The organism is Massilia sp. 2TAF26 (assembly GCF_052115005.1).
In the GTDB taxonomy this organism is placed as follows: domain Bacteria; phylum Pseudomonadota; class Gammaproteobacteria; order Burkholderiales; family Burkholderiaceae_D; genus Telluria.
Genome location: NZ_JBFRFV010000002.1, coordinates 176,618 through 190,283, shown reverse-complemented (window position 1 = coordinate 190,283; position 13,666 = coordinate 176,618). Strand labels below are relative to the sequence as shown.

Below are 13,666 nucleotides of genomic sequence, written 5' to 3'. Positions count from 1 at the left end.
TTGCTAGGTCGCCGGATGAATGATGCATGGAATACTTGTCTTCCACACATCTTTACAACCTTTTTCAAGGAGGAGCGGCGATGGCTAATGATTTCGTTACCGAAGCAAGCCTGCGGGAGCCCGAGGCTAATGCGGCAAAATTCCAAGCAGCGCTGGCTCCGACAGTCAGCGAGCTGAAGAAATACCGGATCAGCAAACGGGAAAGTCAGGAAAAATTCTGGGGACGCTTCGGCGTGACGCAATCGAGCGGCAGCCGGTTCGAAACCGGTCTCACGATTCCGGCACCGGTTGCCCTGCTGTTGAAGCTCTATGTGAACGGCAAACTCAACGATGGTGATCTTCTGGGCTGATCAAGCCCAGCGAGATCGCTCGCACCACCGCCTGCTGCCGGGTGTTGACGTTGAATTTCTGGCGAATATTGCCCATATGGAAATTCACCGTCGCCTCGGAGCAGCCGGTAATCTTTGAAATCTCCCACGAAGACTTTCCCGCCATCACCCAGTTCAGCACTTCGAGTTCGCGCGGCGTGAGCCGTGGCGCAGCTTCGTGCGTGACTGGCGGACAGAAGCGTACTCCGGAAGCGAACACATGGTCACGCACCAGGGCCAGTTCCGGCAGCAAGGGCGTCACCGTCTCCGCAAACCCATTTTCCGGCTTCGGATCGCAGGCAAAACTGAGCAGCCCGAATTCGCCGTTCGGCCCGTGGATCGGAAAGGCCACACCGGCCCGGATGCCATGGTTGCAGCCGTCTTCATACATGGCGCGCTGGGCGGGACTGCGGAAAGTATCGGCTTGCCACACCAGCGGCAGGGTGCTCGCCAGGCAATGGCTGACCAGCGGGTCGACGTAGGCAAGGCGCTCGGCCTCGTAACGTTCCCGCCATTGGCGCGGATAATTCGTCTGGAAGAAAGCGTGTTCGAGGCGCGCATGGCGCGAGCCCGACATCGCAAACAGCACTTTCTCGAAACCGTAGTGCCGGCCCAGGGAAAACAGCGCCTCTCCCCAGCTCGACGCCGTGTCGCTATGCATCAGCTCGCCAAGTTCGACGCTCATCATGGTAACTCCGCGCTGTATTGATGGTGTAACAACCGTATGCTAGATGACTTGTAACTAAAAAGCACGAAGAATTATTCTTTTAGTCATCTTTTTCCCAGCCACCACCGCACAAAGCTTGTCGTTTTGATACAACAACCAGCTTGCCGGTCCCGGCAATCGTGCGCCCCTCACCGTTGAAATTGGATAAGCTCGCGCGAATTGTCCATGCAAAATTGCAAAAATGCAAGTTTATGGCAGCCCTTGACAGTGTCGTCATTACTGCTTGACTTGATAAAACACAAGCGTATCTTTACAAGTTTCTGAGATTTAACAAAAAGTGTCCGCCCTACCCTTCTCACCTTCGAGGAATTCTGGTCAATGAATAACATGACTGACATGGCTGAACAGCTAGATGTCAAGCTGCTGCTATCCACGTTGATGGCGCTCAAAAAAGGCGACTTCTCCGTGCGCATGCCTTCCGACTGGACCGGCGTGTCCGGCAAGATCGCCGACACCCTGAACGACATCATCGAGACCAAGCAGAAGATGGTCGAGACGGTGACGGAGGTCTCGCGCGTCGTGGGCCGCGAAGGCCACCTGACCCAGCGCGCCGACGTGCCGGGCGTGGTCGGCGGCTGGTCAACCATCATCAGCTCGGTCAACACCCTGATCGACGACCTGGTGCGTCCGACCACCGAGATGGCGCGCGTCATCGGCGCGGTGGCGAAAGGCGACCTGTCGCAGACCATGGCCCTCGAGGTCGATGGCCACCCGCTGAAGGGCCAGTACCTGCGCGCGGCGACCACCGCGAACACCATGGTGGAACAGCTCTCCTCCTTCTCCTCCGAGGTGACCCGGGTGGCGCGAGAAGTGGGTACCGAGGGCAAGCTCGGCGGCCAGGCCTATGTGCCGGGTGTCGCCGGTACCTGGAAGGACCTGACCGACTCGGTGAACTCGATGGCGGGTAACCTGACCTCGCAGGTGCGTAACATCGCCGAGGTGACCACCGCGGTGGCGAACGGCGACCTGTCGAAGAAGATCACGGTGGACGTGCGCGGCGAGATCCTGCAGCTGAAGGACACCATCAACGTGATGGTGGACCAGCTGCGTTCCTTCGCGTCCGAGGTGACGCGGGTGGCGCGCGAAGTGGGTACGGAAGGCAAGCTGGGCGGCCAGGCTTACGTGCCTGGCGTCGGCGGCACCTGGAAGGACCTGACCGACAACGTGAACTTCATGGCGTCGAACCTGACCGGCCAGGTGCGTAACATCGCGGCGGTGACGACCGCGGTGGCGAACGGCGACCTGTCCAAGAAGATCACGGTGGACGTGAAGGGCGAGATCCTGGAACTGAAAAACACCATCAACGTGATGGTGGACCAGCTGTCCTCCTTCGCCTCCGAGGTGACCCGGGTGGCGCGCGAGGTCGGTACCGAGGGCAAGCTGGGCGGCCAGGCGCAGGTGAAGGGCGTGGCGGGTACCTGGAAGGACTTGACCGACTCCGTGAACTCGATGGCAGGCAACCTGACCGGCCAGGTGCGTAACATCGCGGACGTGACCACCGCGGTGGCGAACGGCGACCTGTCCAAGAAGATCACGGTGGACGTGAAGGGCGAGATCCTGGAACTGAAGAACACCATCAACGTGATGGTGGACCAGCTGAATTCCTTCGCCTCCGAGGTGACCCGCGTGGCGCGCGAGGTGGGTACCGAGGGCCGCCTGGGCGGCCAGGCGAACGTGCCTGGCGTCGCCGGCACCTGGAAGGACCTGACCGACGGCGTGAACTCGATGGCCGGCAACCTGACCGGCCAGGTGCGTAACATCGCGGACGTGACCACCGCGGTGGCGAACGGCGACCTGTCGAAGAAGATCACGGTGGACGTGAAGGGCGAGATCCTGGAACTGAAGAACACCATCAACGTGATGGTGGACCAGCTGTCCTCCTTCGCCTCCGAGGTGACGCGGGTGGCGCGCGAAGTGGGTACGGAAGGCAAGCTGGGCGGCCAGGCTTACGTGCCTGGCGTCGGCGGCACCTGGAAGGACCTGACCGACAACGTGAACTTCATGGCGTCGAACCTGACGGGCCAGGTGCGTAACATCGCGGCGGTGACCACCGCGGTGGCGCGCGGCGACCTGTCGAAGAAGATCACGGTGGACGTGAAGGGCGAGATCCTGGAGCTGAAAGACACCATCAACGTGATGGTGGACCAGCTGTCCTCCTTCGCCTCCGAAGTGACCCGGGTGGCGCGCGAGGTGGGTACCGAGGGCAAGCTCGGCGGCCAGGCGAACGTGTCCGGCGTGGCCGGTACCTGGAAGGACCTGACCGAGAACGTGAACCAGCTGGCGGCGAACCTGACCAACCAGATGCGTGCGATCGGCGAGGTGGCGACGGCGGTGACCCGCGGCGACCTTTCGCGTTCGATTACCGTGGAAGCGCGCGGCGAGATGTCCTACCTGAAGGACAACATCAACGAGATGATCCGCAACCTGAAGGAAACCACGCAGAAGAACGCGCAGCAGGACTGGCTGAAGACCAACCTGGCGCGCTTCACCCGCCTGCTGCAGGGCCAGCGCGACCTGCAGGCCGTGACCAAGCTGATCCTGTCCGAACTGGCGCCCCTGATTACCGCCCACCACGGCGTGTTCTACATGATGGACTCGCAGGAGAGCGATGCGCGCCTGCGCCTGATCGCCTCCTACGGCTACCGTTCCAGCCGCAAGCTGCCGACCTCCTTCCTGCCGGGCGAAGGCCTGGTGGGCCAGTGCGCGCTGGAGAAGACCCGCATCTGGCTGACCGACGTCCCGCGCGACTACATCCAGGTCTCGTCCGGCCTGGGCGCGGCGCCGCCGACCAATATCGTGGTGCTGCCTATCCTGTTCGAACAGCAGGTCAAGGCCGTCATCGAGATCGCCTCGCTGGACCGCTTCACGGAAACCCACCTGTCCTTCCTCGACCAGCTGATGGAATCGATCGGCGTGGTGCTCAACACCATCGAGGCGAACAGCCGTACCGAATCGCTGCTGACCCAGTCGCAGTCGCTGGCGCAGGAACTGCAGCAGACCAACCAGGAGCTGGCGGAGAAGGCGCGCCTGCTGTCCGAGCAGAACATCGAGGTGGAACGCAAGAACCGCGAGGTGGAACAGGCCAAGCTGGCGCTCGAGGAAAAGGCGACCCAGCTGGCGCTGTCCTCGAAGTACAAGTCCGAGTTCCTGGCGAATATGTCGCACGAATTGCGTACGCCACTGAACTCGCTGCTGATCCTGGCGCAGCAGCTCTCGGATAACCCCGAGGGCAACCTGTCGATGAAGCAGGTGGAATTCGCGAAGACCATCCACGGCTCCGGCTCCGACCTGCTGACCCTGATTAACGACATCCTCGACCTGTCGAAGATCGAGTCCGGCACCGTCACGCTGGACGTGTCCGAGTATCGCTTCTCGGCGCTGCGCAACTACGTCGACCGCACCTTCCGCCACATGGCCGAAGCCAAGCACCTCGGCTTCCAGGTCGACCTGGCGGACAACCTTCCGACCGCGCTGATGACGGATACGACGCGCCTGCAGCAGGTGCTCAAGAACCTGCTGTCGAACGCCTTCAAGTTCACCAGCCACGGCAACGTCGCGCTGACCATCAGCCTGGTCACGAGCGGCTGGACCGCCGACCACCCCCACCTGCTGCACGCGGACGCGGTGCTGGCCTTCTCGGTGCGCGACACCGGCGTCGGCATCCCGTCCGACAAGCTGCAGCTGATCTTCGAAGCCTTCCAGCAGGCCGACGGCTCGACCGCCCGCAAATACGGCGGCACCGGCCTGGGCCTGTCGATCTCGCGCGAACTGGCGCGCCTGCTGGGCGGCGAGATCCGCGTGGAGTCCACGGTCAACGTCGGGTCCACTTTCACCTTGTACCTGCCCTACAACCGCGCCGGCTTCATCAACTACGAGCAGACCCGCCAGCCCCAGCCGGCCCGCCTGGCGCCGCCGCAGCCCGCGCCGGCCGCGACGCCGGCGTCGCGCGCCTCGCTGGAAGCCGAGTTGGACGCCGATACGGCAGCCACCACCACCAGCATCGCCGTGCCCGATCCCGCGAACAACCTGGTCGAGTATGCGGCCATGCTGGACGACCGCGGCCTGATCGCGCCGGGCGATCCCTCGGTGCTGATCGTCGAGGATGACGAGCGCTTCGCCAAGACACTGCTCGACTTCGCCCGCGAGAAGAACTTCAAGGGCATCGTGACCCACCGCGGCGACTCCGCGCTGTCGCTGGCGCGCGACTTCCAGCCGGCCGCGATCCTGCTCGACATCGACCTGCCCGACATCGACGGCCTTACCGTACTCGAACGCCTGAAGCGCGACCCGGGCACCCGCCACATCCCGGTGCACGTGCTGTCGGCGATGCGCGAACGCGAACGCGCGCTGCGCCAGGGCGCGATCAGCTACATCAACAAGCCGGTCAGCCGCGAGACGCTGCAGGAAGAATTCACGCGCATCCAGAAGTTCCTGATGGGCGGCAAACGCTCGCTGCTGGTGGTCGAGGACGACATGGCCCAGCGCGAGGCGATCGTCTCGCTGATCGGCGATTCCGACGTCCGCATCGTCACCGCCGAAACCGGCGAGGCCGCGCTGGCGGCGCTGGCCGGCCAGCACTTTGACTGCATGGTGCTGGACCTGACCCTGCCGGACATCTCGGGCTTCGAACTGCTCGACCAGATCGGCAAGCAGCCGGCCTTGCGCGACCTGCCGATCGTGATCTACACGGCCGCGGAACTGGGCCGCAAGGAAGTCACGAAGCTCAAGCGCTACGCCAAGACCATCGTGGTCAAGGACGCCCGCTCGCCCGAGCGCCTGCTGGACGAGACCGCGCTGTTCCTGCACCGTTCGCATGCCAGCCTGCCGGACACGCAGCGCCGCATCCTCGAAGAGATCCAGGCCCTCGATTCCGGCCTCGCCGGACGCAAGGTGCTGATCGTCGACGACGACCTGCGCAACATTTTTGCCTTGTCCTCGCTGCTCGAGCGCCAGCAGATGCAGGTCTTGTTTGCCGAGAACGGCCGCGACGGCATCGAGGTGCTGGAGAAGGACCCCGGCATCGAGATCGTCCTGATGGACATCATGATGCCGGAGATGGACGGCTACGACACCATGCGGGCGATCCGCCGGATCCCGAGGTTCAAGTCGCTGCCCATCATCACCCTGACCGCGAAAGCGATGAAGGGCGACCGCGACAAGTGCATCGCCGCCGGCGCCTCGGACTACATCACCAAGCCGGTCGACGTGGCCCAGCTGCTGTCGATGATGCGGGTTTGGCTCCATTGATGGCTCCATTGATGGCTGCATCGAGGGGGCTGGCATGAATGCGTGGACCGGCCTCGCCGCCGGCCTCGCGGTCGAGGAGCTGGAAACGGAGCTGCTGCTGGAAGCGATCTTCCAGCGCTTCGGCTACGACTTCCGCGCCTACGACCGCGCCGCCGTGCGGCAAAAATTGAGCCAGGCGGTGCACGCCAGCGGCGCCGCCACCCTGTCCGGGCTGCAGGAGAAGGCATTGCACGATGCGGGCGCGGCATCGAAGCTGCTGCGTGCGCTGTCGCCGCCACCGGCGCCGCTGTTCGACTGCGTCGGCCATGCGGCCAGGCTGCGCGGGGTGCTGGCGCCGTCGCTGCGCGGCTGGCCGGTGCCGCGGGTCTGGCTGGCCGAGTGCGCCGGCGTGGGCGAAGCCTGGACCCTGGCGGTCGTGCTGGCCGAGGAAGGCGTGCTGGGCAAGCTGGACATCCACGCCACCCTCGCCAACGAGGAGCTGCTCGCGGACATGCAGGATGCCTGCCTGCCGCTGGCCGCGCTGGAGGAAGCGCGCGGACGCCACGAAGAAAGTGGCGGGCGCGGCGACCTGCTGTCCTGGTTCGAGATCGAGATTGGTGCGAACGGCGAACGGCGCGCACGGCTGCGCGCCGACCTGCGCCGCCGCGTCACCTGGTCGCAGTACAGCCTGGTGACCGACGCCTCCTTCAACGAGTTCCAGGCCATCCTGTGCTGCCACACGCTGGCCGATTTCGGTCCGGTGCTGCGCCAGCGCGTGCTGCGCCTGTTCCACGACAGCCTCGCGCGTTTCGGCGTGCTGTGCCTGGACCAGCAGATGTCGGTGGCGGATGCGTATGCGGGGACCTACCAGGCGATCGAGGGCGACCGGCCCTGGTACAAAAGGGTGGGTTGACGACAGAAATCATTGCAGTGCAATGCGGGAGGCGATATGGACGCGCGGCGCTTCGACAGTCTGGTCCGTTCGATCTCCGAAGGCGTGCTGGCGCCGGATGGCTGGCAGCCGGTGCTGGCCGCACTGCGGCTGGAACTCGGCTGCGAGCAGTCGGCCTACCTGGTGCATGACCGCGGCAGCCAGCAGACCCTGATCGCCGAAGTCGCCCAGCTCGACCTCGACTTCGTGCGCCAGTACGAGACCCGCTACGTCGCCCTCGATCCGGTCCGTCCGGTCGCCGACGCGATGCCGGAAGGCGAATGGTTCATCGACGAACGCGAACTCGGCGCCAGCACCAAGCGGCACAGCGAGTTCTACCAGGATTTCCTGCGGCCCTACGGCCTCGGCGCCATCATCTGCACACCCCTCATCAATGCCGGCCCGACGCTGGCCGGTCTGGCCTTCCAGTCGCACCTGAGCGACCGCGAGCCGGGCACCGCCAAGGCACGCCGCCTGCAGCCACTGATCCCGCATCTGCGCTGCGCCGCCAGGCTGCGGGCCCGCTTCAGCGAGCTGGCCCGCCACGGCGACCTCGGCTTACTGCGCGAACTGTATGGTCTAAGCAAGGCCGAAGTCAGGCTGGTGCTGGCCTGGTCTGCCGGCGGTAGCCTGGTGGACGCCGCCGCCTGCCTCGACATCAGTCCGGAAACGGCGCGCACCCAGCTCAAGTCGGTGTTCCGCAAGACTGGCTGCGCCAGCCAGACCGCGCTGACGCGGCTGGTGTCGAGCCTTGACCTGCTTGCATGAGCCCTTTCACCCGATCGGGTGATGAAATCGGCCGTGGCAGCCTCTAGACTGCCTGCATACCGGTCTTTTTCCACGAAGGGAGGACACATCATGAGGACCACGCCACGGGCAGTGCTTGCGCTGCTGGCCATCGCTACGCTCGGCAGCGCTGTGGCCGCGCCGCCGGCGAAGGACATCGTCGCCACCAAGGACGCCCCGGCCGCGGTCGGGCCGTATTCGCAGGCGGTCAGGACCGGCAACCTGGTGTTCCTGGCGGGCCAGCTGCCGATCGATCCGAAGACCAACCAGGCACGCACCGGGCCAATCGAGGAACAGGCCGCCCAGGTGCTCGACAACCTGAAGGCGGCACTGGCGGCGGACGGCATGTCGATGGACAACGTGGTCTCGACCACGGTGTACGTGAAGAACCTGGACGACTTCCCCAAGCTGAACGCGGTCTACGGCAAGTACTTCACCGACAAACCGCCGGCCCGCGCCACCGTCCAGGTCGACCGCCTGCCGAAGGACGTGGCGGTCGAGATCTCGGCGATCGCGGTAAGGTAGAGTCACACCACCTGCGCGCTCGGCCGCTCCGCGATGCGGTCGCGCCATGCCTGCAGGTGACCGAAACCCTCCTCGCCCGGCCTGAACTTCATCAGTCCGCGCGCGAACTCCAGCGCGCAGAAGGTGGTGATATCGGCGATCGTGAAGCGCCCGCCCGCCACGTATTCCTGCTGCGCCAGCACGCCGTCCAGCCAGCGCGCGGTGTCGCGCACCTTGCGGCCCTGGGACGCGCCGAACTCGGCGAACTGCGGCTGCTCCAGCGGCGCCAGGCCAGGGTGCGTGTGGCGGATGCAGTTGGCCACCTTCAGGAACAGCTGCAGCTCGGCGCGGCGGTCCGCCATCTCGATGAAGGCGCGTTCCTCGAAGCCCTCGCCCATCAGGTTGGGCTGCGGGTAAAGTCCTTCCAGGTAAGTGCAGATGGCGCGGGTCTCGGCCAGCCGGCGGCCATCAATCAGCTCCAGCACCGGGACCTGGGCCATCGGATTCAGCTCCGTAAATACAGCATCCCTGTGCTCGCCCTTGAACAGGTCGACCGGCACCAGCTCGATGCCGGTGATGCCTTTCTCGGCGATGAACATGAGGACGCGGCGCGGATTCGGGGTGCGGTGGCTGGTGTACAACTTCATGTGTCTCCTCCGGTTTTATGCTTGTAAGGACGATCATAGCGCATCACGAACGCCGATTGACAGGCATGCATCTTGAACGTAGATTCGCTGACTGGTCCCCTTCCACACAGGATTTTCCATGCATCGCAGCCTGATCTCCGCCGCCGTCGCACTCGCCTTCGCCGCCCTCCCCTTCCAGCATGCCGCCGCCGCGCCGAAAGCGGCCGCGGTCCAGGAAGCGACCACCCAGCTGCCGCGCGGCGTGATCCCCAGCCACTACGAGATCGCGCTGACGCCGGACGCCGCCGGCGGACGCTTCACGGCCAATGCCGGCATCACCGTCAATATCACGAAGGCGACCGACAGCATCACCCTGAACGCCGCCGACCTCAGTTTCAACAGCGTGAGCCTGGTCCCGGCCGCCGGCGGCAGCGCGCAGGCGGCCAGGGTCAAGGTCGACGCCGGCGCCCAGACCGCCACCTTCAGCTTCGAACGTCCGCTGGCGCCCGGCCTGTACAAGCTGAGCCTCGACTACAGCGGCGTGATCGGCACCCAGGCCGTGGGCCTGTTCTCGCTGGATTACCCGGGGCTTGAGGGCAAGCAGCAGCGCGCCATCTATACCCAGTTCGAGAACTCGGACGCGCGCCGCATGATCCCGTCCTGGGACGAGCCGGCCTACAAGGCGACGTTCTCGCTGGAGGCGACCATCCCGGCCGGCCAGATGGCGGTCAGTAATATGCCGCCGTCGAGCGTCACCAGACTGCCGGACGGCCGCCAGCGCGTGGTGTTCGCGAAGACGCCGAAGATGTCGACCTATCTGCTGTTCTTCGGCGCCGGCGACTTCGAGCGCGCCACCACCAAAGTAGAGGGCACCGAGCTGGGCGTCGTCACCCGCCGCGGCGCCATCGACCAGGCCAGGTTCGCGCTGGACTCCTCGAAGGACATCCTGCGCGAGTACAACGATTACTTCGGCGTGCGCTATCCGCTGCCCAAGCTCGACAACATCGCCGGCCCCGGCCGCAGCCAGTTCTTCGGCGCGATGGAAAACTGGGGCGCGATCTTCACCTTCGAATACGCGCTGCTCTTCGATCCGGCCAGCTCGACCCAGCACGACCGCCAGGAGATCTTCGCCACCGCGGCCCACGAGATGGCGCACCAGTGGTTCGGCGACCTGGTCACGATGCGCTGGTGGGACGACCTGTGGCTCAACGAAGGCTTCGCCTCGTGGATGGAAAGCCGCATGACCCAGCGCCTGCACCCGGAATGGAATACCCACCTGGGCGCGGTCGGCAGCCGCGACGGCGCCATGCAGCGCGACTCGGTCGCCACCACCCACCCGGTGGTGCAGCACATCGAGACCGTCGAGCAGGCCAACCAGGCCTTCGACGAGATCACCTACCAGAAGGGCGAGGCGGTGATCCGCATGCTGGAAGCCTATGTGGGCGAGAACGCCTGGCGCAACGGCGTGCGCAGCTACATGAAGGCCCATGCCTACGGCAATACCGTGTCCGACGACCTGTGGAAGCAGATCGAGAAGGCCGCCGGCAAGCCGGTGACGGCGATCGCCCACGACTTCACGCTGCAGCCGGGGGTGCCGCTGATCCGCGTCGGCGAACCGGTGTGCCGCAACGGCAGCACGAGTGTTCCGCTGGTCCAGGGCGAGTTTTCGCGCGACCTGCCGGAGAAGAAGCCGCTGGCCTGGCGCGTGCCGGTGATCGCGCAAGTCGCGGGAAATTCGAAACAGGCGACCGCCCTGGTCTCGGGCGGCAAGGCTACGGTCACCCTGCCGGGCTGCGGCGCGGTGATCGTCAACGCCGGCCAGAGCGGCTACTACCGCACCCTGTACGCGCCGAAGGAATTCGCCCAGCTGGCACAAGCCTTCGCCGGCCTGGCGCCGATCGACCAGCTCGGCCTGCTGTCGGACAGCTCGGCGCTGGGCCTGGCCGGCCTGCAGCCGGCATCGAGCGCGCTGGAGCTGGTCAAGGCCACGCCGGTGAGCGCCGATCCGCAGGTCTGGAGCCGCATCGCCCGCCTGTTCGATGGCCTGCACTGGCGCTATCAGGGAGACCAGGAACGCCAGCACCGCCTGGACGCCTTCGCCATCGCCCGCCTGGCGCCGGTGATGGCGCAGACCGGTTGGGAAGCGCGCAACGGCGAAGCCGCCGCGGTGGCCAACCTGCGCGAGACCCTGATCGACTCCCTGAGCGAACTGGGCGACACCACCGTGATCGCCGAAGCGCGCCGCCGCTACGCCGCCATGGACAAGGATCCGTCCGCGGTGCCGGGCCCGCTGCGCAAGACCGTGCTGGCGGTGGTCGCCCAGCATGCCGACGCCGCGACCTGGGATGCGCTGCGCGCCCGCGCCCGCGCCGAGACCACGCCGCTGCTGCGCGACCACCTGTACGTGCTGCTCGCTGCCGCCAAGGACAAGGCCCTGGCCCAGCGCGCCCTGCAGCTTGCGCTGACCGACGAACCCGGCCTGACCAACAGCGCCGCGATGATCTCGGCGGTGGCCCAGAACTTCCCGGACATGGCGGTCGACTTCGCGCTGGCGAACGTGGACAAGATCAACCAGCGCGTCGACGCCAGTTCGCGCAGCCGTTATTTCGCGCGCCTGGGCAGCGTGTCGGCAAATCCGGCGATGATCGACAAGTTGAAGTCCTATGCCCAGGCCAACCTGGCGCCGAGTTCGCGCGGCGATGTCGATGCGGCGATTGCGGCAATTCAGGATCGGATCAAGACGAATGCGGCGCGCTTGCCGGAGATTGATGCCTGGCTGGCCAGGAATGGCGGTTGAGAGCTTGGCTTGGGAGCTTGGCGGGAACGATGTTTTACTGCGCGTAGCTAACGGGCGCACGCTCGTCTATTCATGCACGCGCTACGCGGCCGGCAGCGGCAGGCCGCGGCGCGCCGCCAGCCATATCTCCAGGCGGCGCTCCGTGCCTGGCGGGATGTGCAGGCCCAGCTTGGTGCGGCGCCACAGGATGTCGTCCGCGGTCTGCGCCCATTCCTGCTTCACCAGCCAGTCCGCCTCCACTTCGAACAGTCCCGGCACGATTTCCTCGCCGAGATCCGCGCGGCTGCGGCGATGCCCCAGCATGGCGCCGAGCCGGGTGCCGTAGGCGCGCGCATAGCGGGCCACCAGCGCCGGCGCCAGGCCGGCGTACTGCTGCTGGCGGGTGCGGGTCCAGGCTTCGAACTCGAGCACCGAACGCGCGCTGGGCTGGCGTCCAAACAGGTCGCCGCCCGGCAGGCAGGCCTTGTCGGTCCAGCCGGGTACCCGGCGGCCCAGCGCCGGCGCGATCCAGTCCACCGCCTGTTCGGCCAGCTTGCGGAAGGTGGTGACCTTGCCGCCGAAGACGGACAGCAGCGGCGCGCCGTCCAGATTCGTCTCCAGCCTGTAGTCGCGGCTGGCGCTCGAAGCGGTGGCCCCCTCTTCGCCGATCAGCGGCCGCACGCCGGCGTACGTCCACACCACATCGTTCGGCGCGACCGGCTGCGCGAAGGCGCGGTTCACGGCCGCGCACAGGTAATCGATCTCGGCGGCGTCGATGGCGACGCGGTCGAGGTCGCCCTGGTAGTCGATGTCGGTGGTGCCGACGAGGGTGAACCGGCCCTCGTAGGGAATGGCGAACACGATCCGGCCGTCCGGCTGCTGCAGGATGTAGGCGCTGTCGTGCTCGAACAGGCGCGGCAGCACGATGTGGCTGCCCTTCACCAGGCGCAGCGGGCGCGCGGCGCCGGGCTTGCCGGTGGCCGTGCCGAGGAAGCCGGCGGCCCAGGGGCCGGCCGCGTTCACCAGGCAGCGCGCATGCACGCGCAGCTCGCCGTCCGGTCCCTGCAGGGTGGCGATCCAGCGCTGCGGCTCGCGCGCCAGGCCCGTGCAGCGGGTGCGGGTCAGGACATTGGCGCCGCGCTCGCGCGCATCGACGGCGGCCAGCACCACCAGCCGCGCATCGTCGACCCAGGCATCGGAATAGGCGAAGGCACGGGCAAAGCGCGGCTGCAGCGGCGCGCCGGCCGGATGGCCCTGCAGCGAGAGCGCCTCGGAGCCCGGCAGGAAGTCGCGCCGCGCCAGGTGGTCGTAGAGGAAGAGGCCCATGCGGATCAGCCAGGCCGGGCGCTGGCCAGCCGTATGCGGCATGATGAAGCGCAGCGGATGCATGATGTGAGGACCGCTCTTGAGCAGCACCTCGCGCTCGGCCAGGGCCTTGCGCACCAGGCCGAAGTGGTATTGCTCGAGGTAGCGCAGGCCGCCGTGGATCAACTTGCTCGACGCCGAGGACGTATGCTGGGCCAGGTCGTCCTTCTCGCACAGCAGCACGCGCAGGCCACGCCCGCTGGCGTCGCGCGCGATGCCGGCGCCGTTGATGCCGCCGCCCACCACCAGTACGTCGCAATCGATGCGCTTCGGATTGTCTGCCATCTGCCGCTCCCTCGCCTGGACGGCCCCGGATGGCCGCAACAGACAAGTTTAGTGCCCCTCCCGGCCCGGGTG

9 protein-coding genes are annotated in these 13,666 nt (G+C 66.2%); 6 read left to right on the top strand and 3 right to left on the bottom strand.

The window, feature by feature from the left end; all coding sequences use genetic code 11:
* The first annotated feature begins 26 nt into the window (after positions 1–26).
* Positions 27–350, top strand: coding sequence for a helix-turn-helix domain-containing protein (locus AB4Z32_RS02955; RefSeq protein WP_441934210.1), 324 nt, complete (start codon positions 27–29; stop codon positions 348–350).
* Here the strand turns inward: AB4Z32_RS02955 and AB4Z32_RS02950 are convergent.
* On the bottom strand, positions 325–1,056 hold the full coding sequence (locus AB4Z32_RS02950) for a helix-turn-helix transcriptional regulator (protein ID WP_441934208.1): 732 nt from the start codon (positions 1,054–1,056) through the stop codon (positions 325–327). The two genes, AB4Z32_RS02955 and AB4Z32_RS02950, sit on opposite strands and share 26 nt — an antisense overlap.
* 357 nt (positions 1,057–1,413) lie before the next feature.
* Here AB4Z32_RS02950 and AB4Z32_RS02945 point away from each other — a divergent pair, with 357 nt between their 5' ends.
* The 4 genes from AB4Z32_RS02945 to AB4Z32_RS02930 all read left to right on the top strand — a co-directional run bounded on the left by AB4Z32_RS02945 (position 1,414) and on the right by AB4Z32_RS02930 (position 8,563).
* The gene (locus AB4Z32_RS02945; RefSeq protein ID WP_441934206.1) at positions 1,414–6,342 is read left to right on the top strand and encodes a response regulator; all 4,929 of its coding nucleotides are present in this window, start codon (positions 1,414–1,416) and stop codon (positions 6,340–6,342) included.
* A gap of 34 nt (positions 6,343–6,376) precedes the next feature.
* Entirely contained in the window at positions 6,377–7,234 is an 858-nt protein-coding gene (locus tag AB4Z32_RS02940; RefSeq protein ID WP_441934204.1) for a CheR family methyltransferase, read from the top strand.
* 36 nt (positions 7,235–7,270) lie between these two features.
* Positions 7,271–8,020 carry a helix-turn-helix transcriptional regulator gene (locus AB4Z32_RS02935; RefSeq protein ID WP_441934202.1) on the top strand — a complete coding sequence of 250 codons (750 nt, stop codon included), beginning with the start codon at positions 7,271–7,273 and terminating at the stop codon, positions 8,018–8,020.
* Positions 8,021–8,110: 90 nt separating this feature from the next.
* Complete coding sequence (locus AB4Z32_RS02930; protein WP_441934200.1) at positions 8,111–8,563, top strand: RidA family protein; 453 nt, start codon at positions 8,111–8,113, stop codon at positions 8,561–8,563.
* A gap of 2 nt (positions 8,564–8,565) precedes the next feature.
* Here the strand turns inward: AB4Z32_RS02930 and AB4Z32_RS02925 are convergent, their stop codons facing one another.
* Complete coding sequence (locus AB4Z32_RS02925; protein WP_441934198.1) at positions 8,566–9,189, bottom strand: glutathione S-transferase family protein; 624 nt, start codon at positions 9,187–9,189, stop codon at positions 8,566–8,568.
* A gap of 118 nt (positions 9,190–9,307) precedes the next feature.
* Here AB4Z32_RS02925 and AB4Z32_RS02920 point away from each other — a divergent pair, with 118 nt between their 5' ends.
* Complete coding sequence (locus AB4Z32_RS02920) at positions 9,308–11,965, top strand: M1 family metallopeptidase (protein WP_441934196.1); 2,658 nt, start codon at positions 9,308–9,310, stop codon at positions 11,963–11,965.
* An 81-nt stretch (positions 11,966–12,046) separates the two neighbouring features.
* On the opposite strand, the gene glpD is transcribed toward AB4Z32_RS02920, so the two are convergent.
* A complete protein-coding gene (gene glpD, locus AB4Z32_RS02915; protein WP_441934194.1) occupies positions 12,047–13,594 on the bottom strand; it encodes a glycerol-3-phosphate dehydrogenase in 1,548 nt (515 codons plus the stop codon).
* Positions 13,595–13,666 lie beyond the last annotated feature (72 nt).

Coding starts and splice junctions, on each gene's coding strand:
- AB4Z32_RS02955 (WP_441934210.1), top strand. CDS start 27: ATGGAATACTTGTCTTCCACACATCTTTACAACCTTTTTCAAGGAGGA.
- AB4Z32_RS02950 (WP_441934208.1), bottom strand. CDS start 1,056: ATGATGAGCGTCGAACTTGGCGAGCTGATGCATAGCGACACGGCGTCG.
- AB4Z32_RS02945 (WP_441934206.1), top strand. CDS start 1,414: ATGAATAACATGACTGACATGGCTGAACAGCTAGATGTCAAGCTGCTG.
- AB4Z32_RS02940 (WP_441934204.1), top strand. CDS start 6,377: ATGAATGCGTGGACCGGCCTCGCCGCCGGCCTCGCGGTCGAGGAGCTG.
- AB4Z32_RS02935 (WP_441934202.1), top strand. CDS start 7,271: ATGGACGCGCGGCGCTTCGACAGTCTGGTCCGTTCGATCTCCGAAGGC.
- AB4Z32_RS02930 (WP_441934200.1), top strand. CDS start 8,111: ATGAGGACCACGCCACGGGCAGTGCTTGCGCTGCTGGCCATCGCTACG.
- AB4Z32_RS02925 (WP_441934198.1), bottom strand. CDS start 9,189: ATGAAGTTGTACACCAGCCACCGCACCCCGAATCCGCGCCGCGTCCTC.
- AB4Z32_RS02920 (WP_441934196.1), top strand. CDS start 9,308: ATGCATCGCAGCCTGATCTCCGCCGCCGTCGCACTCGCCTTCGCCGCC.
- glpD (WP_441934194.1), bottom strand. CDS start 13,594: ATGGCAGACAATCCGAAGCGCATCGATTGCGACGTACTGGTGGTGGGC.